Source organism: Ekhidna sp. (assembly GCF_965212185.1).
In the GTDB taxonomy this organism is placed as follows: Bacteria; Bacteroidota; Bacteroidia; order Cytophagales; family Cyclobacteriaceae; genus Ekhidna.
In genome coordinates, this window is the sequence record NZ_OZ243102.1 from 1,451,005 (window position 1) to 1,473,601 (window position 22,597).

23 protein-coding genes and 1 pseudogene are annotated in these 22,597 nt (G+C 39.1%); 3 read left to right on the forward strand and 21 right to left on the reverse strand.

Annotated features, from left to right (window positions below):
* From ACOMC3_RS06550 to ACOMC3_RS06570, 5 genes are all read right to left on the reverse strand, one after another.
* Complete coding sequence (locus ACOMC3_RS06550) at positions 1-1,299, reverse strand: hypothetical protein (protein ID WP_420318734.1); 1,299 nt, start codon at positions 1,297-1,299, stop codon at positions 1-3.
* Entirely contained in the window at positions 1,265-1,804 is a 540-nt protein-coding gene (locus tag ACOMC3_RS06555; protein WP_420318735.1) for a hypothetical protein, read from the reverse strand. The genes ACOMC3_RS06550 and ACOMC3_RS06555 overlap by 35 nt, the downstream gene beginning before the upstream one ends.
* On the reverse strand, positions 1,794-2,321 hold the full coding sequence (locus ACOMC3_RS06560) for an RNA polymerase sigma factor (protein ID WP_420318736.1): 528 nt from the start codon (positions 2,319-2,321) through the stop codon (positions 1,794-1,796). Before ACOMC3_RS06560 ends, ACOMC3_RS06555 begins: the two co-directional genes overlap by 11 nt.
* Before the next feature lie 126 nt (positions 2,322-2,447).
* A complete protein-coding gene (gene pckA / locus ACOMC3_RS06565) occupies positions 2,448-4,064 on the reverse strand; it encodes a phosphoenolpyruvate carboxykinase (ATP) (RefSeq protein WP_420318737.1) in 1,617 nt (538 codons plus the stop codon).
* A gap of 77 nt (positions 4,065-4,141) precedes the next feature.
* On the reverse strand, positions 4,142-5,629 hold the full coding sequence (locus ACOMC3_RS06570) for a sodium:solute symporter family protein (RefSeq protein ID WP_420318738.1): 1,488 nt from the start codon (positions 5,627-5,629) through the stop codon (positions 4,142-4,144).
* A gap of 317 nt (positions 5,630-5,946) precedes the next feature.
* Between ACOMC3_RS06570 and thrA the strand changes: the two genes are divergently transcribed.
* From thrA to thrC, 3 genes are read left to right on the forward strand one after another with little or no spacing between them, the layout of a single operon-like run.
* Entirely contained in the window at positions 5,947-8,379 is a 2,433-nt protein-coding gene (thrA, locus tag ACOMC3_RS06575) for a bifunctional aspartate kinase/homoserine dehydrogenase I (protein WP_420318739.1), read from the forward strand.
* Entirely contained in the window at positions 8,376-9,302 is a 927-nt protein-coding gene (locus tag ACOMC3_RS06580; protein ID WP_420318740.1) for a homoserine kinase, read from the forward strand. The genes thrA and ACOMC3_RS06580 overlap by 4 nt, the downstream gene beginning before the upstream one ends.
* Positions 9,302-10,573: a threonine synthase gene (thrC, locus tag ACOMC3_RS06585; protein WP_420318741.1), complete on the forward strand. Its 1,272-nt coding sequence runs from the start codon at positions 9,302-9,304 to the stop codon at positions 10,571-10,573. Before ACOMC3_RS06580 ends, thrC begins: the two co-directional genes overlap by 1 nt.
* A gap of 54 nt (positions 10,574-10,627) precedes the next feature.
* On the opposite strand, the gene ACOMC3_RS06590 is transcribed toward thrC, so the two are convergent.
* The 16 genes and pseudogenes from ACOMC3_RS06590 to ACOMC3_RS06665 all read right to left on the reverse strand — a co-directional run bounded on the left by ACOMC3_RS06590 (position 10,628) and on the right by ACOMC3_RS06665 (position 22,382).
* Positions 10,628-12,097 carry a hypothetical protein gene (locus tag ACOMC3_RS06590; protein WP_420318742.1) on the reverse strand — a complete coding sequence of 490 codons (1,470 nt, stop codon included), beginning with the start codon at positions 12,095-12,097 and terminating at the stop codon, positions 10,628-10,630.
* A gap of 18 nt (positions 12,098-12,115) precedes the next feature.
* Positions 12,116-13,486, reverse strand: coding sequence for a hypothetical protein (locus ACOMC3_RS06595; protein WP_420318743.1), 1,371 nt, complete (start codon positions 13,484-13,486; stop codon positions 12,116-12,118).
* A 236-nt stretch (positions 13,487-13,722) separates the two neighbouring features.
* Positions 13,723-14,499 (reverse strand): agmatinase, encoded by a 777-nt coding sequence (gene speB, locus ACOMC3_RS06600; RefSeq protein ID WP_420318744.1) that lies wholly within the window; start codon positions 14,497-14,499, stop codon positions 13,723-13,725.
* Positions 14,500-14,715: 216 nt separating this feature from the next.
* Positions 14,716-15,006, reverse strand: a complete 291-nt coding sequence (locus tag ACOMC3_RS06605) for a type II toxin-antitoxin system RelE/ParE family toxin (RefSeq protein ID WP_420318745.1) — start codon at positions 15,004-15,006, stop codon at positions 14,716-14,718.
* The gene (locus ACOMC3_RS06610; protein ID WP_420318746.1) at positions 15,006-15,233 is read right to left on the reverse strand and encodes a ribbon-helix-helix domain-containing protein; all 228 of its coding nucleotides are present in this window, start codon (positions 15,231-15,233) and stop codon (positions 15,006-15,008) included. The genes ACOMC3_RS06605 and ACOMC3_RS06610 overlap by 1 nt, the downstream gene beginning before the upstream one ends.
* A gap of 335 nt (positions 15,234-15,568) precedes the next feature.
* Positions 15,569-15,745 (reverse strand): annotated as a pseudogene (locus ACOMC3_RS06615) (type II toxin-antitoxin system RelE/ParE family toxin); the annotation flags it as partial.
* Between the two features lie 15 nt (positions 15,746-15,760).
* Positions 15,761-15,865 carry a type II toxin-antitoxin system RelE/ParE family toxin gene (locus ACOMC3_RS06620; RefSeq protein ID WP_420318747.1) on the reverse strand — a complete coding sequence of 35 codons (105 nt, stop codon included), beginning with the start codon at positions 15,863-15,865 and terminating at the stop codon, positions 15,761-15,763.
* Entirely contained in the window at positions 15,858-16,106 is a 249-nt protein-coding gene (locus ACOMC3_RS06625) for a type II toxin-antitoxin system ParD family antitoxin (protein WP_420318748.1), read from the reverse strand. Before ACOMC3_RS06625 ends, ACOMC3_RS06620 begins: the two co-directional genes overlap by 8 nt.
* Positions 16,107-16,419: 313 nt before the next feature.
* Complete coding sequence (locus ACOMC3_RS06630) at positions 16,420-17,025, reverse strand: hypothetical protein (RefSeq protein WP_420318749.1); 606 nt, start codon at positions 17,023-17,025, stop codon at positions 16,420-16,422.
* A 10-nt stretch (positions 17,026-17,035) separates the two neighbouring features.
* Complete coding sequence (locus ACOMC3_RS06635; RefSeq protein ID WP_420318750.1) at positions 17,036-17,722, reverse strand: hypothetical protein; 687 nt, start codon at positions 17,720-17,722, stop codon at positions 17,036-17,038.
* Between the two features lie 283 nt (positions 17,723-18,005).
* The gene (locus ACOMC3_RS06640) at positions 18,006-18,446 is read right to left on the reverse strand and encodes a nuclear transport factor 2 family protein (protein WP_420318751.1); all 441 of its coding nucleotides are present in this window, start codon (positions 18,444-18,446) and stop codon (positions 18,006-18,008) included.
* Positions 18,447-18,456: 10 nt separating this feature from the next.
* The gene (locus ACOMC3_RS06645; protein WP_420318752.1) at positions 18,457-19,068 is read right to left on the reverse strand and encodes a DinB family protein; all 612 of its coding nucleotides are present in this window, start codon (positions 19,066-19,068) and stop codon (positions 18,457-18,459) included.
* A 17-nt stretch (positions 19,069-19,085) separates the two neighbouring features.
* A complete protein-coding gene (locus tag ACOMC3_RS06650) occupies positions 19,086-19,514 on the reverse strand; it encodes a hypothetical protein (protein ID WP_420318753.1) in 429 nt (142 codons plus the stop codon).
* 199 nt (positions 19,515-19,713) lie between these two features.
* The gene (locus ACOMC3_RS06655; RefSeq protein ID WP_420318754.1) at positions 19,714-20,715 is read right to left on the reverse strand and encodes a helix-turn-helix domain-containing protein; all 1,002 of its coding nucleotides are present in this window, start codon (positions 20,713-20,715) and stop codon (positions 19,714-19,716) included.
* 385 nt (positions 20,716-21,100) lie between these two features.
* Positions 21,101-21,580 carry a hypothetical protein gene (locus tag ACOMC3_RS06660; protein ID WP_420318755.1) on the reverse strand — a complete coding sequence of 160 codons (480 nt, stop codon included), beginning with the start codon at positions 21,578-21,580 and terminating at the stop codon, positions 21,101-21,103.
* 250 nt (positions 21,581-21,830) lie between these two features.
* Positions 21,831-22,382, reverse strand: a complete 552-nt coding sequence (locus ACOMC3_RS06665; RefSeq protein ID WP_420318756.1) for a DUF6882 domain-containing protein — start codon at positions 22,380-22,382, stop codon at positions 21,831-21,833.
* Positions 22,383-22,597: the final 215 nt, after the last annotated feature.

Genomic DNA, 22,597 nt, shown 5'->3' on the forward strand with positions numbered 1-22,597 from the left:
CTACTCAAGACTGATTTTGATTTCATATCCATCCACTCTTATTTCAGTAGGAGTGGAGGACTTACTATTTTTTGAAACAATTTCAAGTTCCAATTGGTCGCCATCTTTGATGTAGCGTCTAACATCAACCTGATCTTCATCATAATTCACTTTTCCGTACTTTACATTGCCTTTCAGGTTAAATGACGAATTGTTTATATCAATCGTAGCATCGATATACTTGCCCTTGATTTCAATCCGATCTACACGGTTACCTAATTCATTAATTGTTATTTCATCCTCGTAGGCATTCAATTCAAAAGGTCCATTCAATTTACCAATCGTATGTTTTCCATACTTAGAGTTTGTACTCATGAAGGCATCTAATTTATCAATTCTGGTTTCATCCTCATATGATTGGTAGTAATTGATTTTTTGTACAGATCCGGAACGAAGCTTACTGTATTTACTATTGGTGAAAAGCAAAGCTCCTGCTTCAGCTATTTCCATATCAAGTTCATAGCATTCAAACTCTCCAGTACCCAAAGTCCCTGCTATTTCAATCTTTCCATATTTAAAATTTCCTGATAGGGCTTTAGCATTGTTGATGATAAAGTCTGTTTCATAGGCAATTGCGTCTATTGTTCCTGTTTTACCGAATTCTAAATCAGAGTATTTTGCATTAATATCCAATGTTTCAATTTCATTAATATCTAATTCTTGTTCATATATCTCAAATTTAGCTTCACCAATTTCATCAATGGTGGCAGTCCCATATTTTAGATTCATGTTGGCTTTTTCAATATATTCGGCATCTAGTTCTCCGGAATATTGAGTTAATGACACATCTCTGTATGACCCAATCATTCTAAGTTCTTCATAGGAATTAGATATCGTGTACTTGTTTTTACCTGGAGCCTTGATTTTATAGCTGATTTTTAGGTCATCATCCCCATATGACACATTAATTCCAACGTGCTTACTTCCAATCTGAATTTTGTTAGGTAAATCCAGATCTGTATCTATAAGTAACTCGTTACCGCCTTTTTTAATGTTGTTCTGTACACGCGATTCGAATTCATCAAGGAACTCCTGAATCTTATTGGTCATTTTTCCATCAAATCGTACGGATGCTTCAATAAGAACTTCATTTTTATCCCATGTCTCTATCGAAAGCTCCGTATACTTTGCTTGTATATTGATTTTATCTGAAGGTGATATTTCTACCTTTACTATAGCCGTTCGAGTTTCATCGTCCCTGTTTGCCCATGTTGTGAAACACAAACTATATGCTAATGTGATCAGTATTATCCGTTTCATTCTTTTCTATTTTTTTTGACCTTTCTATCTCTAATTCCAGCTTTCTAAGAAGCCTTATTTTCTTTTCATAATGATCGATCAGAACATTTACCAGCTGATCCTTATTGATCATCCCAATATCCTTCCGATAAAGCATATTGACTTCATCAAGCGTATTCATTTCTTGAAAAATCCATTCAAAATCACTTGAATTTCTAACCTCTTTGATTGGGATTTTGGATTCAATCTCATTGATCTGAGCGAGGTATTGATTTTCCATTTCTCTGTATTCCTCAGAGATATCACCGAGCGATGCAAGCTCTTCTACCTTATTTTGAAGTGAAATGTTGTGTAGTAATAGACCAGCGGAAATCGTAATGAAAATAACAGCTGCTACTTTCCACGCTCCAGAGAATGGTCTTTTTTCAGACTTCCAGTCCTTCTTTATCGCATCCCACAGTTCTGGAGACGGACTATCCCGATCGAGTTGATCTATTCTTTTCTTTATGAGTTCTTCAATATTCATAATGATGTTGAAGTTTAGTTTTCAAAAGTTGCTTGGCATGCCTATACTGAGTTTTGGAGGTTGATTCTGATATTCCCAGTTGTTCAGATATTTCCTTGTGTTTGAGCCCTTCCATCAAATGCAAAGTCAACACTGTCCTGCATCCATCAGGCAACTCTTTAATGGCTGTATGAAGTGTATTGTTATCAATCAGTTTTTCATCCACCTCTTCTGGTTCTAAATGCTGATTTTGAATGTCTTCAAATTGGTATTTCTTTTTTCTAGCATACTCTAAGCCTGTATTTAATACAATCCGTTTTAGCCAGCCACCAAATGCATTTGGATCATCCAATTCGCTTATTCGTTTGAAGGCTTTTACGAATGCTTCCTGCAGTAAATCTTTCGCTACTTCCTGATCATTTGTGATTCGAGTAAGTGTATTGAACATTGCTTTAGAATAACTATTGTATAAGTTGAAAGCCGCCAGCTCATTGCCTTTTTTTAGTTGATTTATCCAAACGATTTGGGTTTCAGCCACAGGTTGTCAGCGTTTTCTATGAGTAGGATGGAAGGGGTATTCTAAAGGTTGTATGAAGTTAAAATTATTTACACAAAAAAAACCCAGACAGAATGCCTGGGTTTTGATTTTGAAATTCTAATAATCTTAGCTGTATTTCTCGTTTGGCTTAGGTGCACCAGCCATGATCTCCTCATTCGCAAACTCTTCAAATTTTTCAAAGTTTTTGTTAAATCGATTCGCTAAATCATTTGCCTTTGCATAGAAAGCCTTATCGTTTTTCCAGGTTTCTCTAGGGCTTAGAATCTCACTTGGCACGTCAGGACATGTTAGTGGTATTTCTGCTCCAAAAATGGAATGGGTTCTATAGCCCACATTATCCAGTTTACCTTCTAACGCAGCGGTAATCATTGCACGTGTGTATTTCAGCTTGATTCGTTCACCTACACCATACTCACCACCGGTCCATCCCGTGTTGATCAACCAGATTTTTACTTCATGTTCCTGCATCTTCTTGCCAAGCATTTCTGCATACTTCGTCGGGTGAAGTGGTAAAAATGGAGCACCAAAACAAGCAGAAAATACCGGTTCTGGTTCTGTCACTCCTGCCTCAGTACCAGCAACTTTTGAGGTGTATCCGGAAATGAAGTGGTACATCGCCTGTCCTTTGGATAATCTTTGAATAGGAGGGATGATACCAAAAGCATCACAGGTTAGGAAAAAGATGTTTTTAGGAATACCGCCAATAGACGGGTCTACTGCGTTTCGAATGTGATCAATTGGGTAAGAGACACGTGTGTTCTCAGTGATGGAGCTATCTTCAAAGTCTACTTCTCTTGAGTTTGCTTTAAATACTGTATTCTCTACAATGGCTCCATACTTAATCGCATTCCAGATATCTGGTTCTTTCTCTTCTGTTAAGTCGATTGCTTTTGCGTAGCAACCACCTTCAAAGTTGAATACGTTTTTATCAGTCCATCCATGCTCATCGTCACCAATAAGTAATCTTCCAGGATCAGCAGAGAGGGTCGTTTTACCTGTTCCGGATAGGCCAAAAAAGATTGCAGTATCTTTCTGATCTTTACTCATGTTGGCAGAGCAGTGCATAGAAAGCACATTATCTTCAGTAGGTAACGTGAAGTTTAGCACAGAGAAAATTCCTTTTTTCATTTCTCCAGAATACTCAGTACCACCAATTAAGATCATACGTTTCTTGAAATTAACGAGTGCGAAGTTCTCCTGTCTTACTCCGTCTGTTTTAGGATCTGCAAGAAATCCTGGACAGTCAATTACTGTGAAATTAGGTGTAAATTCCTCCAGCTTGTAGCTTTCCGGCTGAAGGAACATGTTATAGGTGAACAGGTTATGCCATGCAAATGTATTGATAAACCTTACACGAAGACGGTGTGTTTTATCAGCACCGGCGTACATGTCTCGGACATATACCTTTCTTTCTTCCAGGTACCCGAGCATCTTGTTATAGATTTTATCAAAGTTCTCAGACGAAATCGGCTGATTTACATTGCCCCACCAAACAGTATCTTTTGTTATTTCATCCTCAACAACGAATTTATCTTTTGGAGCTCTACCTGTGAATTTTCCGGTATTTACAGTCAATGCACCTGTATCTGCTAAATGACCTTCACCATTTTTCAGTGCTTCTTCAATAAGCTCAGACTGAGACATGTTCCAGTGTGCTTCCTTCACTTTGATACCTAAATCTGAAAGATCACTTTTGGTTGATTTTACGCCGTATTCTTGCATTTTTATAATAGGGTATGAATAAATAATTTATCCTGTTTTTAAGTAGGACTCAAACGTTTGCGCGAAGTTACTTGATGTTACTCTTTCTCGAAAAAAGGATCGACAATTTCTTTTGGAGTAGGCTTAGTTAGTAGACTAACTGACACAAGAGCAACAATACTCGTTATAAGTGCTGGGATTGCTACCATCTTTGAATCAAATGGGAATGCCATGAATCCAAGATCAGCAACTACACCTGATCTGTTCAATACTTCGATGATAACAACAGAAAGCATACCTGCTAAAATGGATGCAACACCACCTTGCTTGGTCACACGTTTCCAGAAGAAAGTAGCCAGCAAAGGAGGCGCGAGTGCAGCCCCAATCATCGTATACGAAATGAAGGCCATAGAAAGAATTTCCTCAAACTGTGTCATTATGAGGTATGCAATGAAACCAAGAATGACGATGGCAGTTCGTTGAATCAAAAGTTTAGTCTTATCAGAAGCTCCTTTAATGAAATACTTTTCTAAGATATCCCTGGAAAGGTTTGTTGAGGTTACCATTAAGAAAGTATTCCCTGTGGATAGTATGATAGCAGCGCCTCCTGCGAAGAGAAGGGATCCAACAAATGACGGAAGTTGCTCAAAACCAATTCTTAGGATAATTTCTTCAGACATTGGTGCGTTTACAGATCCATCAGGCATGAAGAATCGTGGATCATGTGCGTAGATAGCAAAGCCTACTACGGCGAGCAGACACATCAGGAATTCTATTCCGACTACACCAATGAACATTCCCATTACGGCTTTCTTAGCAGCCTTTGAATCTTTTGCTGAAGAGAATTTTTGATAGACACTACTTTCACTAAGCATTAAGATAAGGGTTGGAAGCATGATGCCTATGTACCAGGTAGGTTCATGACCTTCGATGATTGATAAGTGATCAGGACTTACTTCATTAATGGTATTGACCACATTATCCCATCCCCCAAAACCACTAATGGCGAATGGTACCGCAAGGATAATGGCAGTGATCATGATAATGCCATTGAAAATATCAATGGACACAATGGACACCATTCCTGCTAGTGAAGTGAAGGCAATGATAATTAGGAAGGTAATCAATGTACCCTGCTCAACAGATATTCCTCCTTCTGTAAGAATTGAAAGAAACCTTCCTCCACCTTTAAATTGGTAGCCGGCAATCACAAGATATGCGACAATTATAGTGATGGTACCCATAAGTCGAGCGAGTGGAGAGTACCTTTTTTCAAGAATGTCTGTAAGTGTGTACTGAGAAATCCTTCTGACTCTGGCAGCAATAAAATATACAGCCAAGATCCCTATCCATGCGCCTAACGAGAACCATAGTTCTGAGAATCCTACCTGGAAGGTGAGTCCTGCAGTTCCAAATAAACTACCTGATCCAATCCAGGTAGTTACCAAAGTACCCACCAGGAGATATACGGGGACATTTCTCCCGGCTACAACAAAGTCTTCTTCGTTTTTTACTCCTCTGCTTTTGTAAATAATGATTCCAGCAAGAATCAAAATGTATCCGATGGTAACTATCAAATAGGTCATGAATCAATATTTTAATCGGCGCAATTTAATCATTCTGTTCTGGATCGCCGATTGAATATTTATGTAAGTATTCTGAATTGCTTTCATAAAGTGACCGAGCCAAATAAAAGGATATAATGGTCAATTATTTACTGCTATTGTTTTGATTATTGATGTCCATTCTTACATTTACTTAGAATTGGAAAAAATAAGAACAGATATTACCACTACGATCACCGGGACAACAATGCTCCGGAGCATAGAATGGTAATTGTTCGTTAATGATATGTACAAAACGCCATTCTTAGATAAGGATGGCGTTTTTTTATACACTGGATATGAAGGTCTTAAAATTTGGAGGAACATCACTGGGCACTGCTGAATCGATTCACGAGATAAAATCGATTATTCTGTCCAATCCTGGTAAGCAAGTGATTGTATTATCTGCTATTGGTAAAACGACCAACGAATTACAAAAAATTGCTGAGCTATCAAGGGAAGGAGATACCCAATACATTTTACTGTATGAGCAGTTGTATGAAAAGCACATGAAGCTTTGCAACGAATTAAAAATCTCGTCCTACCAGGAGGATGTGGAAGCCGTATTCAGGCAGTTAAGACGAATTTTGGATGGCGTTTTCTTACTCAAAGAACTTACTCCAAAAAGCCTTGACTTTATTTTGAGTACTGGTGAGTTGATTTCATCAAAAATTATAGCCTCCTTTATTCATGGAGAGGGCAAGGCCATTCATCAAATTGATGCGAGAGAGGTAATTAAAACGGCTGATACTTTTGGTGGTGCACCAGTCAATTTTGAATTGACCAATCGGTTATTGCGAGAAGTACTTGTCGATTCCAAAAACCAAATCAGCATCCTCGCTGGATTTATCGCTTCAACTGAAAGTGGTGAAACCACCACTTTGGGTAGAGGTGGTTCTGACTATACTGCTGCTATTGTGGCAGCTGCATTAAATGCTGAAACATTAGAAATCTGGACCGATGTGGATGGGTTGATGACTGCAGATCCCCGAATCGTGAGGCATGCAAGAGTCATTGATAGTATATCCTATGAAGAAGCCATCGAGCTATCACACTTTGGAGCGAAGGTGCTATATCCTCCGAGCCTCAAGCCGTGCTTTGAAGAGGGAATACCTATTCGGATAAAAAATACATTTAACAGAAGCTCGGCAGGCACCCTGGTAACTTCGGGTAATGGGGGTGATCAATTAGTTAGAGGTATCACCAGCCTTCTAAATGTCTCATTGATTACACTTTCTGGCACTGGACTACTGAGTATCCCTAAATTCACTAAAGACTTTTTTGCAGTCCTGGCTCAATACCACTTGGGCGTGGAGTTTATTACTCAATCAAATGCAGAACATACACTCACAATCGCATTGACTTCAGATCAAGCGGAAGTCGCCCATCGGGTTTTGAATGAAGCATTTGATTCTTACATAAAGGATGAATTCATTGACCCCATCGAAATAGAAAGGGGCCTTTCCACTTTGGCGCTGGTGGGTAATAACATGAAGAATCAGGTAGGGGTCAGCGGAAAGATGTTTAATGTGCTAGGTAGGAATGGAGTAAGTATTAAAGCGATCTCACAAGGGTCCTCAGAGCGCAACATTTCTGCTATTATTAAACGTGAGGATTTGAACAAGTCGTTGAACATCTTGCATGAAGCTTTTTTCCAATATGAAACCAAGCGTATTAATCTATTCATCATCGGAGTGGGAAATGTAGGGAGGGCGTTTATTTCCCAGCTTCAATCTCAATTCGATACACTAAAAGAGGAGCATCGTGTGAGTTTAAAATTGACGGGAATCGCCAATTCTAAGAAAATGGTCTTCGATGAACAAGGTATTTCCTTGAGCCTTTGGAAGGAAAGACTGATGGAAGGTGAAGCTTTTGATCGAGAGTTATTCAGACAAAAAGCAGTAGCACTCAATCTTCGTAACAGTATTTTTTTAGATATAACTGCTTCAAAATCTATTTCTGATGAATACATGGAGTTTTTTAAAAAATCAATTTCTGTAATAACACCAAATAAGATTGCCGCAACTGAGTCTTTCAGTAATTATCAATTACTTAAGCAGACGGCCAGGCGATTTGGTAGTCAGTTTTTGATAGAAACGAATGTGTGTGCCGGACTACCTGTCTTATCCACTTTGAGTGATCTAATAAGAAGTGGTGATCATGTTCATCACATTGAGGCGGTACTATCAGGTACACTCAATTTTTTATTCAATGAATATGATGGTAAGCGAAAATTTGTAGACGTGATTAAGCAAGCGAAAGCAGAAGGTTATACTGAGCCAGATCCCCGTCTGGATCTATCATGTGAAGATGTGAAACGCAAATTACTCATCCTGATTAGAGAGAGCGGTTACTCTTTTGAAATGGATGAGATTGATCACAAATCGTTTATGCCGTCAGCTTGTGATCAGACGTCCAGCGTAGAAGAATTTTATCAGATTGTTGAAAATGAAGAGGCCCATTTCAAGAAGCTTTACGATGAGGTTGCTGCAAAAGGCAAACGTTTGAAGGTAGTAGCTACTTATCAAGACGGTAAAGCGAGTGTTGCGCTTAAGGAGATTGCTTCGGACCACCCGTTCTTTCATTTGGAAGGAAAAGACAACATCGTACTTTTTTATACAGATAGGTATAAAGAGCAACCTTTAGTAATTAAAGGAGCTGGTGCGGGTGCAGAGGTGACGGCTTCCGGAATCTTTGCAGATGTACTACGATTATCCCTGCCAGAAACATGAAATCAAGTATCAAAATAATTGCACCGGCAACTGTTGCTAACGTAGGATGTGGATACGACACCATTGGGTTTGCTTTGGATATTGCGAGCGAAGAAATATTCGTAGAGAAGAGGGGAGACCATCAATTGAGAGTAAAATCCATCGAGGGGGCTAATTTATCGCTAAAAGCTGTTCAAAATGTGGCAACCATAGCTGCTCAAGGACTTCTTGATTATTTAGGCAGCAAAGAGGGTTTCGACTTTTCCATCAAAAAGCTGTTTGCACCCGGTAGCGGACTAGGCTCTAGTGCTTCCAGTGCAGCAGCAGCTGTTTTTGGTGTGAACCAATTGTTGGGTGAGCCGCTATCTACTTCGGATTTGCTACCATTTGCCTTGCTTGGAGAAGCTTATGCTTCTAAATCTACCCATGCTGACAATGTAGCTCCTGCGTTGCTTGGTGGCTTTATTGCGATACGTAGCTATGAACCGCTCGATTATTTCTCATTGCCGATTGCTTCTGAACTGAAAGTTCTCATCATCAAACCTCACGTGGTAGTTAAAACTTCTGAGGCGAAAGGATTATTGCCGAAAACCATTGATGTAGTAACAGCCAGGAAGCAATGGGGAAATTTAGCTAGCCTTGTTCATTCATTCCATTTAAAAGATTGGAGTCGTCTCAAGGTTTCAATTGACGATTTTATTGCTGAGCCAGTCAGAAAGTCATTGATTCCCGGATATGAGCAAGTAAAATCTATCGCCTTTGATCATGATAGTGTAGGGTTTAACATCTCAGGTTCAGGCCCAAGTATGTTTGCACTCTTTACGACGAATGAAAGCCTTGAAAAAGCAAAAGAAGAAATTCATGTACTATACAAGCAGAAGAGTATTTCTTGTGATTTTTTCACAAGTAAAATGAGTGATGTCGGCTGTCAAATTGATCGATAATGAAATTTATAAGTACAACCAGACAAGGACCTGAAGTTTCATTCAAAGAAGCTGTTTTGAGTAATCTCCCTAACGATGGAGGACTCTATTTCCCAACGGAAATCCCCAAACTAGGCCAAGATTTTATCAAAGAGATCCCTGAGATGGAGTTATCGATGGTCGCATTGGAAGTGCTTGGTAAGTTCTGCAAAGAAGACATTGATTCTAATGAATTAGCTAAGATTACTGAAAGGGTTTTTGATTTTCCAATGCCTCTGGTGCAGGTCAATGATAAGTTGCAGTGCCTGGAACTGTTCCACGGACCTACATTTGCTTTTAAGGACATAGGGGCAAAGTTTCTTGCAGAGTGCCTGGCTCACTTCAATGCAAACGAGAGCAAGGAAACCACTGTATTGGTGGCTACTTCCGGAGATACAGGTGGAGCTGTTGCGAATGGATTTCTAGGTGTGGAAGGGGTGAGGGTGATTATTCTCTACCCAAAAGGGAAAGTAAGTGCGCTTCAGGAAAAACAGTTGACCACTCTGGGTCAAAACATTATAGCGCTTGAGGTTGCAGGTACTTTTGATGATTGCCAAAACCTGGTCAAGCAAGCATTTGCAGACGAACAATTGAATAAAGAGATGCATCTATCTTCGGCCAATTCCATCAACATTGCCAGATGGTTGCCTCAATCACTATTTTATTATGTGCCACTTCAACAAGGATTGCGTGATGTGACGATTGCTGTGCCTAGTGGCAACTACGGTAACCTAACCTCCGGTATACTGGCAATGAAAATGGGTGTACCGATTAAGCAATTTTTTGCGGCGAGCAATGCAAATGATGTGGTGCCAAGGTATTTGCGGACCGGGAATTATGAACCAAAAGATACCATTCATACCATTGCTAATGCCATGGATGTTTCTGATCCCAGCAATTTTAAGCGACTTCTTTCTTTGTTTCAGGGAAGTGATAAAGAAATCAAAAGCCAACTGATTCCTTTCACCATGGATGATGACGGCATCAAACGCACCATTCGGACTTGCCATAAGGAAAACGATTACTTATTGGACCCTCATAGCGCGATCGCTTATGGGGCACTGCATAATTCGGATGAAGAGGGTGTATTCCTGGGGACGGCTCACTATTGCAAATTCCTACCAACCATGAAGGAGGCTTTAGGACAAGAGATGCCCATTCCTGACTTTGCTAAAAGCCTAATGGCGCGTAAAAAACGATCATTTGAGATGAAAGTGGATTATAAGGAGTTTAAAGAGTATTTGACTAGCTAGTAATAAAAAAACCCTCCCATATGGAAGGGCTTAACCTGACTGAAATACGAACAACTATTCTTTGGCAGTAGCTCGAATAAATTTTTCAAGTTTGGCTACTTCTGATGGTGGAATGCTATCTAACAAATCTGGCATATTCACCGGCTTCCCATTGTTATCCATCAAGAATGAAAAATCCGCACCAAGAGTGGTTTGTGCAACTCCATGACATCCCTGGCAGCCACCCATACTAAATCGCTGACCATTGCTCAATGTATTGGTTTTTAGATCATGAGGAGTTCCAATACTACTTCCATGAAAATCATTCAATGTGGTATCTGATTCTATTACATAATTCGCAAGGAAAAAACTAAATGAAGTGGAATCGTTGGTTGGCTTTCCCTGTACACCAACGAGCTGATAATTCAACCAGATTGAATTGGAATTCATGGCACTTATTTGAGAATGAACTTGCTGTGTTGATTGCTTTACAATTTCCGGAATTTCCTGATACCGTGAATAGTTGGAGTAAAGTGGACCAGTTTCTTTTCCACTGTTATCCAGTAGCACATAACCCATGTTGTTTTCGGTGACATCCACATGTTCCCAGGTTGCAAATACAAACTCTTCATTATTTCTCGTTTTGTGGATGATGTGCATTCCAATGAGTGCGAATTCTTTGTTTGAATAAGTAATTCCACCGGAATTGTCCTTTTCATAGAAAATCGCATTTCTTGTGAAATATTTGCTTGGAGTGTCCTCAGGAACAAGCAGTCTCCAGGCCGTTTTAATCTCAATAGAACCTACGGTCTTAGTTTCAACATCTCCGCAGGGTAAGCATAACACTCCTTCTTCTTTTGGACAGTCACAGGAATTGGTCGCGCCCTCATAGTAGGCATTATATTTATCAATGTTGGTTTTAGTTCTGGAGGTTGCTGTATCTAGAAGCTCCTTTGTATTGTAGTTATTGTAGATGTATTCATACTCATCACGATTGACTTTAGCTTGATAAAGCACCATGTTTTCCTGATCATAGATATTGGTATGCGCATACAAGTTGCAAGAGCCGATTTCGTTGTTTTCATCCAGGTTATTGAATAAGGTGAAACTGGCCAGGCTTCCATCTGGAAAGGTAGCTGGAGTTAGGGTTGCTCCGAAGCTATAATGTGGAGGGTTATTAAAAGGCTCCATTACATTAGAATATGGACGAAGCTCTGTTCTGTGTGCATACGTTTCCCAAACAGCAAGGTCTGGAAATGGATCTGATGATGATCCCCAATTCCATGAAGTGTCTGGATTGTCTCGCAGGCCATTGATGCTGTACGAAGATTTCCAATTCAAAGCAATGAATTCTTCCCAAGCAAATTTTATCAAATCAATGCTGTCTGCATTGGGAGGGACGTCAAATGGAGGAATCGGATTAAAGTTTACTTCAAATGTGAGTTCCTCAGTTTCTATAAGCTCTTCCGGATTGGATGATTGCTTACATGAGTAGAATAAGAGCATTGCCAGGATGCCCGTGATAGTGAGTTTAGTGATTGACATGTTCGTTAGTTTTAATTATTAATTAGCTCGTGTAGGGATAGACCATAGAAAATCAGTCTTAGTGTTTTTTGAAAATCGAAATGGATCCGCTGGATTTATAAACCCATTCGGTGTATAGAAACTTTTTGGATATGCCGCCATTCTGTGACAACTCATGCAGTTTGAGAATACTCCATACCATTGGACCGAATCGCCCAATACAGTGGGTGTCTTACCACTAAGGTTCGTTTCCAAATAAGGATTGAAGCTGATCAAAGGTTCTCCTCCCTGTTCAGTACCAGCAGGGGCAACCATATAGTAAGCAGTGCGCATATTATAGTTGGACCAGGGAGTGCCGATAGTAGCTGGTCTGTCTGCTCCAAACACCGGATTTTCATTGTCTGGTGACCACCAGAAAGTTTGCCAGGTCCAATTAGGTATTTCCTTTCCTGTGACATGCATAGCCACTAGTAATGCATAATTACCGGGTCGTACCATTGAATAAATGGCGGTTGTATCTGTTTGATTATTCCTACCTACATTATCACCTGACTCTGCGGCAAACTTGCTGAAGTTGATCGAATCTTCCTCAGTAAGTTTTATGGCATAAAAATCATCGATCGCCACAACGGGCCATTCCTGACCATTTATAGTGTATAAAGATCCTACCGGTAATTGCCCGCTTGGATCCACAACCACAAATTGTTTCCAGGTATGAGGTTCCGGGTTTGTCAGATCACTGGTTGATTGAGGGGACACCCCTGCCCAGTAAGGGATGGCAACAATGGAATCCTTGCTTATGAATTGGAATACCGGTTTCAATACAATGGATAGCTGATCCACTTTGTCGATGGATGTTTGAATTTGACGGTCAACAACAGCTGTACCATTTGCATTAAAAGCATCATTGATAGAGGTTAGTACAGATTTTTTATTAAATCCACGATCCCAGATAACATCCGCAACACTTTTAGTAAATCGATTGAAAGAGGTGGGTCTTTCGAATGGATTTTCCGGGATATTGGTCAGAACAGAAGTGTGGAAAAATTGTGTCGGGAAATGAAAGTTTCTCACAATTTTACGCTCTTGTTGATTATCTAGTTCAAAAATTTCATGACCAGAATACCATGTTTCCCAAACGGGGAGTCCCACATCAGTAGGAGTGGTAATTGATTCCCACATATCCCAGGCATGTGCTCGGATTTTTTCATTATCAAGAGTGTAGATCCATTCATTGATTTCCTCCATACTCGACGGATATGAACGGACAGGTGGTGGATCTGCATAGTAGAGTTCATTCACTTCGACAATCTCTATAGCCTCAATTGGCTTTTCTGATTTAGGTGACTGCTCGGTGCAGGCGCTCAATGCTACTATTGCAGCTATCAAGCAATACGTTTTTTTAATCATTGATTTTTCGGTTAGGTGAAATCTAATTTACTCCAATGATTTAATTATACAAAACGTAAAGAGGTATTTTGATTATTTTTTTAAAATAATGGTTTTGTTTGTAATAGAAGATTTGTTTTTAAGGAATGATTGTTAGAAATAGAAAACCCTCCGAATAGGAGGATTTTTCTAAATCATGTATTAGATGAAATACAACTACACGATTGATAGATTTACTCTCTAGGCTGTCTCAGAAGTCATAGCATCTTACCCAACAATTCTCTCATCATCTTAGATGCCAGGAAGGCAGTCATTTTTTGAAAGTCTCTTTCCGGATTGTATTCAACGATATCAGCTCCAATAATTTCAGCGTCAATGCTGTGAATAAGATCAAGCACTTGTCGTGAAGTCAGGCCTCCTGGCTCATGGTGGGAAACACCTGGTGCGAATGCAGGATCAAAACCATCCATATCCAGAGATATATAGAGTGGATTTTCAAATTTAGGAGCAGTAGTTAGATCTAAGTCCTTCATGTGATGTACCTCAACATTGAATTTTTCCGCTTGCTCCGCCTGATGGGTATTTATCGCTCTGATTCCAACTTGCACCAGTCTTGTGGCCAATCCACTTTCCATAATTCGGGCAAATGGGCAGGCGTGTGAGTATTTATCCCCTTCAAAGGAGTCGTACAAATCTCCATGTGCATCGATCTGAAGAATATCCAGTTTAGGATATTGCTTACTATGCGCTTTAATGATGGGATAAGTGATGGAATGGTCTCCGCCCAGCGTTAAAATCTTTGTGTCTGAATTTAGATGATTCTCAGTAATGCGCTCTATATCGAGGTAGTCCTTTATATCGAAATCACCTTTGTCAATGATCCGCGAGTCTTCGATTGAAACCAGGTTTTCCGTAAAGTAATTAGCAGAACCGCAATGCAATGCTTCCCTAATCAATGGAGGAGCCAGAGCAGGCCCTCGTTGATAGGATGACTTTTCATCAAATTGGATTCCCTGAATGATGATGTTTTTCATTGGCGGAGCATTGGCCTATGTGATACCGTTGAAGTGATTATTAAAAATAAGCAATTGATCTTCCAAAGTTTGTAGAATGCACTGCGCCATACAGATAAAAAATTCCCATGATAGGTGCAGAAATCACTTCAGTCTCTTGGTGGGAGATTTCTACTCGTTTCATCTGATTTTCACCGCTCTCGCACGAATGTGCCTGAGTAGTTAGATCAATCTAGATTATGTAAGTTTTTCCAGTCGGTCTTGTCGACCAATAATTGTCATATTCTCTACAACCTCGTTGTTAATGCGGTAAAATATTGTGTCAACTCCGCACACACATTTTCTGTACCCTTCTTTTATGAAGTCAACAGATTCAAAAGCAAAAGGTCTTTCAGCAATCAGTTCAAACTTGTCAAAGAATGCGTTAAAATATTTATCAGCCTGGTCCATACCATATGTGGAGGTTCCATATTGATGAATTCGAATCAAGTCAGCTTTGGCAATGTTACTGATTCTATATTTTGCCATTAAGATTTAGCTTGTTTTAGAATGTCAGCCTGAGAATCGTTGGTAAATCCAGATTGTTCTGCTTTTTCTAATTTCATTCGGATATAATCAATTCTCTGTTGCTGATTTCTTGCCTGACGTATCAAATCGTTTACGAGTTCGCTTTTACTTGAATATTCTTTGCTTTCAACTTGAGCCCTAAGCCATTCATCGTTAGGATCTGTGAATGATATACTTTGTCGTCCCATGTTTTTTAGTTTGGTGCAAATTTACACCAAAATACAAGAAGTTACGGTTAGAGCTGCAAAAGTAGAGATTATTGCTAACGCTCAGATAAAATGCTGTGTGGCCCGAGCTTAATTAATAGCAATGAAATTAGCGAATCTGCCGGTGCATTAAAAATATCAGACCTGTCTAGACCGAAGCGTCTGGGAAGGCACTGCGCCATGAAGGATAAAATCTCCCACAAGCAGAAGAAAGTAGAAAGTACTTCAGGTTCTTGACGGCAGATGAGCGGGATGTTTTGCAGACACTTAGCAGATGGCTAAGTAAGGCCATGCGCTATATCGTTTGTTATGTGGATTTATTCTTGTTTGCTTTTTAATTCCATCCGTTCATGCAAAATCCTTGTCACCTCTACAAGTTCTTTTGTTATGATTCGGTAAAAGATGATATGCCGATTCACTTTGAATCCGTATAGATCTTTTTTTATTCCGTCATAATTACGGCCTATATCTTGGTTCGTAGTTATATTCTCAAACCCCTTAACAAGTTGTTAGTAATAAACATCTGCCTGTTGTTCAGACCAATTATCAAAAGTGTAATTCCAGATGTCAGTTAAATCTTGTACAGCAAGGTTGGTGAGTTGATAATTAGCCATTAAATCTAGCAGACTTTAACTTTTCTAAATGAGTTGATGGGTTAAAGTCTTGGGCTATACCACTATTAATACCATCGTGTATAGCCTTTTTAAGTGCAATGGCTTTATTTTCTTCTTCTTCAAGCAGTCTTAGTCCAGCCCGAATCACTTCACTAGCGTTCTTAAATCTACCTTCAGAAACGCTATTTTGAACAAAACTCTCAAAGTAGTTACCTAGTGATATAGAAGTATTCTTGCTCATAGTTTATTTTCTTCACTCTTAAAGTTACCAAAAATTGGTACTATTAGCAAGTTCTTTAATTCCACATAACGACCCAGATATGGCGCTGTGGCCTCCGAGCTTAATTAATTGCGATGAAATTAGCGAATCTGCCGATGCATTCAAAGTATCAAAGGGGCACTGCGCAATACAGATAAAAAACTCCCGCGAGAAGAGGAAAGTAGAAAGCACATCAGTTTCTTGGCGGCAGATGAGCGGGATGTTTTACGGTACAATAGGCAGAATGTTAAGTCGGGCCATGCGTCCATATCGTTTGTTACTTGCCGTTTTACCGTTATACTCCTAATATTTTGCGAAAGTCCTCTTCAAGTCGGTCAGAGACTGGCATAATGGTTTCCTCGAATAGTTTCTGTGATCGTTCACGGAGGTGGACAAAGGTTTCCGAATTACTCTGGATTGAAGCAATTTGATCATCGATCTTATCGAAGCTATGGAGGAAATTTTGTGTTTCCTCATTTACTCTCTCAAGTTCGTTATTGAGATTGTCAAGAGTCAAGCAAAGGTCTTTGTCGAAGTATATTCTATGCTTATGAAAATATGGACTAAAATTGAGTACAGCCACTTTCCATTCTTTCAGCCTGTTTCTGAAATCCCCTTCTGGGTCTTCATCTGAAAGTTCTACAAGGAAAAAGTGTAGAACAGTTGTTTGGTAATCATAAAGACGATAGTAGAGTTCCTTTATTACTGTTGCTCGTTCCTTGTGTAAGGAGGCAAATTGTATTTGGTGCGAAAAGTTGATGCGTTCAAGTTCACTTTTATGAGTTTCAATACTTTTCTTAAGGTAGGACTCAAAAATTTGTTGAGAAGCGTATTTGATTACAGCAAATACAAGAATGGAGCTAGCGGAAAAAATTCCTAGGAGTTTCAATATATCTTCCATCCTTAATAATTTATTTGTCGCTAGACTTTTGTTTCATCCTTCGCTTGTGTTCTTCTTCCCTTCTAGGTCTCGTTAGTTCTTCTGCAATTGTTGAGAGATTTTTTCCTATGATATTCAATTCGTCAGGAACTTTTTTGTATGCAGAAATTTCCTCGCTAGGGCTTATTAGAGTTTTTCGATAAGCCGACACATCTATTGTCGAATTGGTTTTATACTTATTTATAAACCAGCCATTTCTTGAAGTGTGGAAGGATACAATTACCTCATGTATCAAATCTTCATCTTTTAGTTTGTCGAAATACATAGGTCCTCCAAGTGCAATTACCAATTCGTTATTTTGAGCCAATGCTGCATAAGTGAGTATGTTAAACTCCTCATTGTCATTCTCATTGTAATATCTAACCAGTGGTTTTTCGGGAAATTTTATTTTGATATTGTAGGCAGTCATCTTACCAACATTCTTAACAACTAAGGTTAGCAGGTTATATCGTTTACCATCCGTTACTTCAACTATGATTTCTGGTAGCTTCGAATCAAGCACTTGGTTAAGTGTTATTGACGCAGTTGTTAATGATAGCACCGAAATTAGAAGCGCAACACCTTCCATTTCCTTATCAGTCTGTGTCAATAGCCATCCAGCAATACCAACAAGAAGCAATAGAGTCAGGTAAATTGATATGTTCCGTAATCTTCTCATTTATGGCAAGTAACGCCGCGCTAGCAGGAGTGCGCCCCGAGCTTGGCAGAAAAACACTAATATAGCGCAGCTGCCCAACACCCACAACGGCTTCTATGAAAGACTGCAATTAGAAAGACAAAATCCAGAAGCAAGACAGTTGCTAGGAGAGGAGACACTTTCAGAATGGGTAGCGGAGCGGTGAAGATCAGATGAAATTTGTGAATCGCACTCTGGCGCATTCGTGCTAGCAACTTGTTGTAGGGCTTTTTTTAACCAACTATTATATTCTACTTTTTTACTATCAAAATTCTCTTACAAAACTCACATTGGTAATCAAACCGTTTTCAACTTTATAAATAGAAATATATTTGGTCTTTTTGCCATCATTTATAACCAGCTCGTGATTGATTACATAAGGGCCATTTTCCATTTGATTAACAATTTCAACAGCCACCAATTTATTATCGAAATCTGATTTAAAAATGGAGGCTAATCTATCCGACCCTTTTCCCATTAGCTTATCAGGGTATGTGTACACTTTCAAATCTGCATGATACAATTTTATAAACTCATCGTAATTGTTCGCATTGAAAAGGGCCATTCTTTTGTTAACCACTTCCAGGGCAGTCAAATTAGATTTCTCTGCTGATGGAGCTGAGGCACTATTTCCGTTTGTATCAGATTTTTCATTGCACGCCATTATAAGTAGCATCATTAAACCCATAATTTTATTTTTTCTCATTGTCCTGTGTTTAGTTATTTGGGAAATCTTTATTATTTAGAATCTGCTTGATCTGTTGTAAATGGCGTTCTGAATGTGAAGACATATAGAGCAAAAGCTGATAGGCATCTGCAGAACCAAAACTCACAAAATGGTTTCTTAAGTCGTCTGTGGTTGTTGTGATATACTTAATATGTTTTTCGCGTTTATCTATAAATTCTATTACAGTTAAACTATGATTGCCATACTTTCCGGTTGGCTCAAATTCTTCTGTCGTTTTCGCACTATTGGTGCGATCAGATACATGTGCTATCAATTCACTATCGGTAAATCGTAGGTCCTTCCGTCTTTCCGGATCGGCTGGGAGCTCTAAGGACTCCTCGAGTACTTCAAACATCACATTTTCGAAAAGAGTAATATGCTCCATGCACTGGGCAATTGACCATGACGATTCGTTATTTTTAAAATTGAGTTGCTCCTCACTTAGGCCATTAATTGTACTGAGTAGGTTATCTCTGGAACTTACTAACTCGTTAATAGCAAAATCCCGCTCTTCCTTTGTTAGTTCAGTCCCGGAAGTTGTAGAACATTGTTCGAATAAGATTAGAACGACTATGAAAATTATTGTTGAAATTCTGGTCATTGTTATTGGGTTAGAAACTATTTAATTTTTATCATTCTTTGAGTTACACCCTTCTCCATGAGATAGTTGACCATCTCAGCAGATTCGCCAATTTGCGCATGATGTAATAAAGTGAGACCATGAGGTCCTTTTGCGAATAATAGCTCAGGGTAAGCTTCCAGCGTTGGTTTCACCAAATCTGTTTTCCCTAGCATGGTTAGTGTAAAAAGGTTGGCTCTAGCGCCTAGAGAAAGTAGATAATTTACAATTTCCTTATTGCCCAAATGTGCTGCGCCTTCAATAGCTTCTTCAAAGTCACCATCACCCCAATCATAAGATGCATAAATTAAGTTGGGATGCTCGCTGAGCATTTCTTTGACCAGTTCCAATTTGGAATGCCCGGCAATCACAAAACTCTTAACCAATTTTTCATCTAATTGACCAGCTTCTTTTTCTTTCGATTTCATCAGTATGGCGGATGGAACAGCTATGGCTGCTCCGACTCCCACGATTGACCCATAGATAAATTTTTTTCTATTCATAATTATTGAACCTTTCTACTATCATACATTAGCAGTGCATAACAAAATTGTATGGGACAATAATCAGCCATAAAAAAATTGAAAACTATAAGCAACGTGTTTCTTTGAATGGAAAATAAACGGTTTATCCTTTTCTATAGACGGAAGGTGTTAATCCGGTTTTTTTCTTAAACGCAACATTAAACGAGGTGACGTTTGCAAAACCAGACTCGTACGCGATGGTGGCTATTTTCTCATTGTCATACTTCGAATCCTTTAATAGAATTTCGGCTTTTTCGATGCGGTACTGATTTACAAATTCGTAAAAATTCTGATCCGTATTTTCATTTATGACCTGCGAGATTTCGCGGGATTTTACACGTAATTTTTCAGAGACTACATTCAGTGTAAGACCTTCATCCAAATAGGTGTACTCGGTTTCAAAGAGTTTTTTTACTTTTTGAAAAAGGATTCCAGAACTCTTTTTATTTAGGTTAGAGCTATCATACTTCTGAACAGTAAACTTTTGACGATTTAAAAAAAGATAACTCAAACCATAAATCAACATCGAGTAAAATATAGGGCCCGTAATGTAGTATAAGGTAAAATCGAAAAGATTTCCAACATAATGAAACCAAATTAGTGTCGCACCAATTAAGATATTTCGATACCACCGTGCGATACTTAGTGATACGTGTAATCGATTTTTATACAGATAAGACCAGGAGAGTATCAGGTAAAATAGTAAATGAAAAACGACAACTCCATAATTCCAAAAGGATTCAAAATTTCCATGCCTTGGCACAAATGGAATTAAAAACAGAAACAAAATGAAAGGTACGAAATGGATGTAATCTCTTAATGTGAATGATTTGTTTTTCTCAAAGAGCGATAATCCATAAAGCCACAAAGAAGGGGCAGCAAACAGAATTCCTGAAATGCCAATGTTGTTCTGCCAATTCGCCAAAGGAACATAATGGTTTAGTACAGATTTACCAATCCTAATGGTTAGGCCTAATAAAAACAGAGCTAACAGAATATTGGATTTCTTGTTTGCTTTTTTGAGTGTGAATAGATAGAAGCTTAAAAAAAGACCTTGCGCCAGGCCGAGAGATGCCAGTATTAGTATGAGACCATTTGTTAACATTTATTGAATTTAGAGTTCCCTAATTTGATCTAAATAGATAGACTATGAAGTGGTGTAATTAACAGAAACAAAATTTCAATATTATACCGACAAGTGCTTTAAAGAACATGTTCCTTTGAATAAAGGTTACGATTTATTTAGAATTTTTTTAAATGCACTACAACGCCACGCTAGCAGGAGTGCGCCCCGAGCATGGCAGAAAAACACTAAGATAGCGCAGCTGCCCAACACCTACAACGGCATCTATGAAAGTCTGCAATTAGAAAGACAAAATCCAGAAGCAAGACAGTTGTTAGGATAGATGCGATTTCAGAATGGGTAGCGGAGCGGTGAAGATCAGATGAAACTTGTGAATAGCACTCTGGCGCATTCGTGCTAGCAACTGTTAGTCACTTTCTTTTTCAGCCGTCAGTTTTAGAAATCCCACAGTTCTCCAACCATCATAATTTGAGTAATTCGCTTGTTGATTTTGGTCAAATCTTGTTAGGATGACTTTGCCAGAATCATAGTTTTGCCAGATTTCGAAGCGAAAGTTTGAGTCAGTAGGTGTTATAAGATATTTGTTCAATCCAAGATCTTGAGTTAAGACATTGGTTTCGTTTCTAAGTTCAGTTTCATAGTTACTGAAGTTCTTGACTGTTAATCTGATGGTGTCAGTTCTGCCAATTTTGAAATGAGCAGTTCCCATACTAGCGTTAGAAAATGCTATAATTGGCAACTTAGTTTTGAAAGTGTCTTTGTTATTCAAATAGTGGATGTCAGCATAAACAGTATCTAGTTCAGATACCTGATTTTTACTTGTTCGTTCACCAGAGCAAGAGCAGAATAAACTAAGGATAAAAGGCAGAAAATAGAATCTGTGCATGGATTGTGACTAACGCTAAGCTAGCAGGAGTGCGCCCCGAGCTAGCAGAAAGATACTAAGATAGCGCAGCTACCCAACACCTACAACGGCTTCTACAAAGAACTGAGTTTAGAAAGATAAAATCCAGAAGCAAGACAGTTGCTAGGAGAGAAGACACTTTCAGAATGGGTAGCGGAGCGGTGAAGATCAGTTGAAACTAGTAGAAAGCACTCTGGCGCATTCGTGCTAGCAACTGTTACTTGCCGTCTTGTCAGTTTACTAGTTCCAGTTCTTTGAAGACTATAAATTTAATTACACTGTCACCTGGAATTCGATAAGCTCCCTTAGAGTTTGTTAGATACGCCATGATGGAAGTCATCTCCCAACCGTCTACTTCGTCAGCGTTCCACTTTCGTTTTGTAAGTCGTTCAAAGTCCTTCTGTTCACCGAGTTCACTTACTTTTTTCGATTCGATTTTGATATTATCCTCAAGGTTAGGGTTCGCCCACGCCCAGAGCCAAGTGTTCGAAATTTCAGAAACAGTTCCCACCTGTTGATATTTAATCCGAAGTTTCACCGTGTCCCCGTTCAAAAACTCAAGGATACCAGTTTCGTCATCATAATACCAGCGTTCCCAGTTGTTCAGTCCATAGTCGTTTCTGCAAATGTCCTGTTGCTCAGTTAAATAGTTGTGAGCAGTTGTTAGGTAGTCTCGAAATGCATCGGTTGCTTCAGGTTTTGATAAATCTTGTTCGTTCACTGTTCTAAGTTGATTGCAGCCAAAAGTAAATATTAGAAGTATGAGGAGAAAGTTGCGGGTCATCTATGGCAAGTAACGACTAGATAAAGCATGTGGCTTTACCTTTTAATTAAAGTGATGAAATTAGTGAAATCTGCCGACAGTTTTTTCCTCTTCTTTTCCTTAGATGAAAAGAAGCAAAAATCAAGACAGCATGAAACCTTCCGCCCACAGGCACCCGCTGGCTCGGCATGCTGTCCTGGCCAGCACACTTTCACTTCTACGAAGTGAGCTTTTAG

Excerpts from the sequence above, each read along its gene's own strand:
- ACOMC3_RS06550 (WP_420318734.1), bottom strand. The coding sequence starts at position 1,299 with ATGAAACGGATAATACTGATCACATTAGCATATAGTTTGTGTTTCACA.
- ACOMC3_RS06555 (WP_420318735.1), bottom strand. The coding sequence starts at position 1,804 with ATGAATATTGAAGAACTCATAAAGAAAAGAATAGATCAACTCGATCGG.
- pckA (WP_420318737.1), bottom strand. The coding sequence starts at position 4,064 with ATGCAAGAATACGGCGTAAAATCAACCAAAAGTGATCTTTCAGATTTA.
- ACOMC3_RS06570 (WP_420318738.1), bottom strand. The coding sequence starts at position 5,629 with ATGACCTATTTGATAGTTACCATCGGATACATTTTGATTCTTGCTGGA.
- thrA (WP_420318739.1), top strand. The coding sequence starts at position 5,947 with ATGAAGGTCTTAAAATTTGGAGGAACATCACTGGGCACTGCTGAATCG.
- ACOMC3_RS06580 (WP_420318740.1), top strand. The coding sequence starts at position 8,376 with ATGAAATCAAGTATCAAAATAATTGCACCGGCAACTGTTGCTAACGTA.
- thrC (WP_420318741.1), top strand. The coding sequence starts at position 9,302 with ATGAAATTTATAAGTACAACCAGACAAGGACCTGAAGTTTCATTCAAA.
- ACOMC3_RS06590 (WP_420318742.1), bottom strand. The coding sequence starts at position 12,097 with ATGTCAATCACTAAACTCACTATCACGGGCATCCTGGCAATGCTCTTA.
- ACOMC3_RS06595 (WP_420318743.1), bottom strand. The coding sequence starts at position 13,486 with ATGATTAAAAAAACGTATTGCTTGATAGCTGCAATAGTAGCATTGAGC.
- speB (WP_420318744.1), bottom strand. The coding sequence starts at position 14,499 with ATGAAAAACATCATCATTCAGGGAATCCAATTTGATGAAAAGTCATCC.
- ACOMC3_RS06605 (WP_420318745.1), bottom strand. The coding sequence starts at position 15,006 with ATGGCAAAATATAGAATCAGTAACATTGCCAAAGCTGACTTGATTCGA.
- ACOMC3_RS06610 (WP_420318746.1), bottom strand. The coding sequence starts at position 15,233 with ATGGGACGACAAAGTATATCATTCACAGATCCTAACGATGAATGGCTT.
- ACOMC3_RS06620 (WP_420318747.1), bottom strand. The coding sequence starts at position 15,865 with ATGGCTAATTATCAACTCACCAACCTTGCTGTACAAGATTTAACTGAC.
- ACOMC3_RS06625 (WP_420318748.1), bottom strand. The coding sequence starts at position 16,106 with ATGAGCAAGAATACTTCTATATCACTAGGTAACTACTTTGAGAGTTTT.
- ACOMC3_RS06630 (WP_420318749.1), bottom strand. The coding sequence starts at position 17,025 with ATGGAAGATATATTGAAACTCCTAGGAATTTTTTCCGCTAGCTCCATT.
- ACOMC3_RS06635 (WP_420318750.1), bottom strand. The coding sequence starts at position 17,722 with ATGAGAAGATTACGGAACATATCAATTTACCTGACTCTATTGCTTCTT.
- ACOMC3_RS06640 (WP_420318751.1), bottom strand. The coding sequence starts at position 18,446 with ATGAGAAAAAATAAAATTATGGGTTTAATGATGCTACTTATAATGGCG.
- ACOMC3_RS06645 (WP_420318752.1), bottom strand. The coding sequence starts at position 19,068 with ATGACCAGAATTTCAACAATAATTTTCATAGTCGTTCTAATCTTATTC.
- ACOMC3_RS06650 (WP_420318753.1), bottom strand. The coding sequence starts at position 19,514 with ATGAAATCGAAAGAAAAAGAAGCTGGTCAATTAGATGAAAAATTGGTT.
- ACOMC3_RS06655 (WP_420318754.1), bottom strand. The coding sequence starts at position 20,715 with ATGTTAACAAATGGTCTCATACTAATACTGGCATCTCTCGGCCTGGCG.
- ACOMC3_RS06660 (WP_420318755.1), bottom strand. The coding sequence starts at position 21,580 with ATGCACAGATTCTATTTTCTGCCTTTTATCCTTAGTTTATTCTGCTCT.
- ACOMC3_RS06665 (WP_420318756.1), bottom strand. The coding sequence starts at position 22,382 with ATGACCCGCAACTTTCTCCTCATACTTCTAATATTTACTTTTGGCTGC.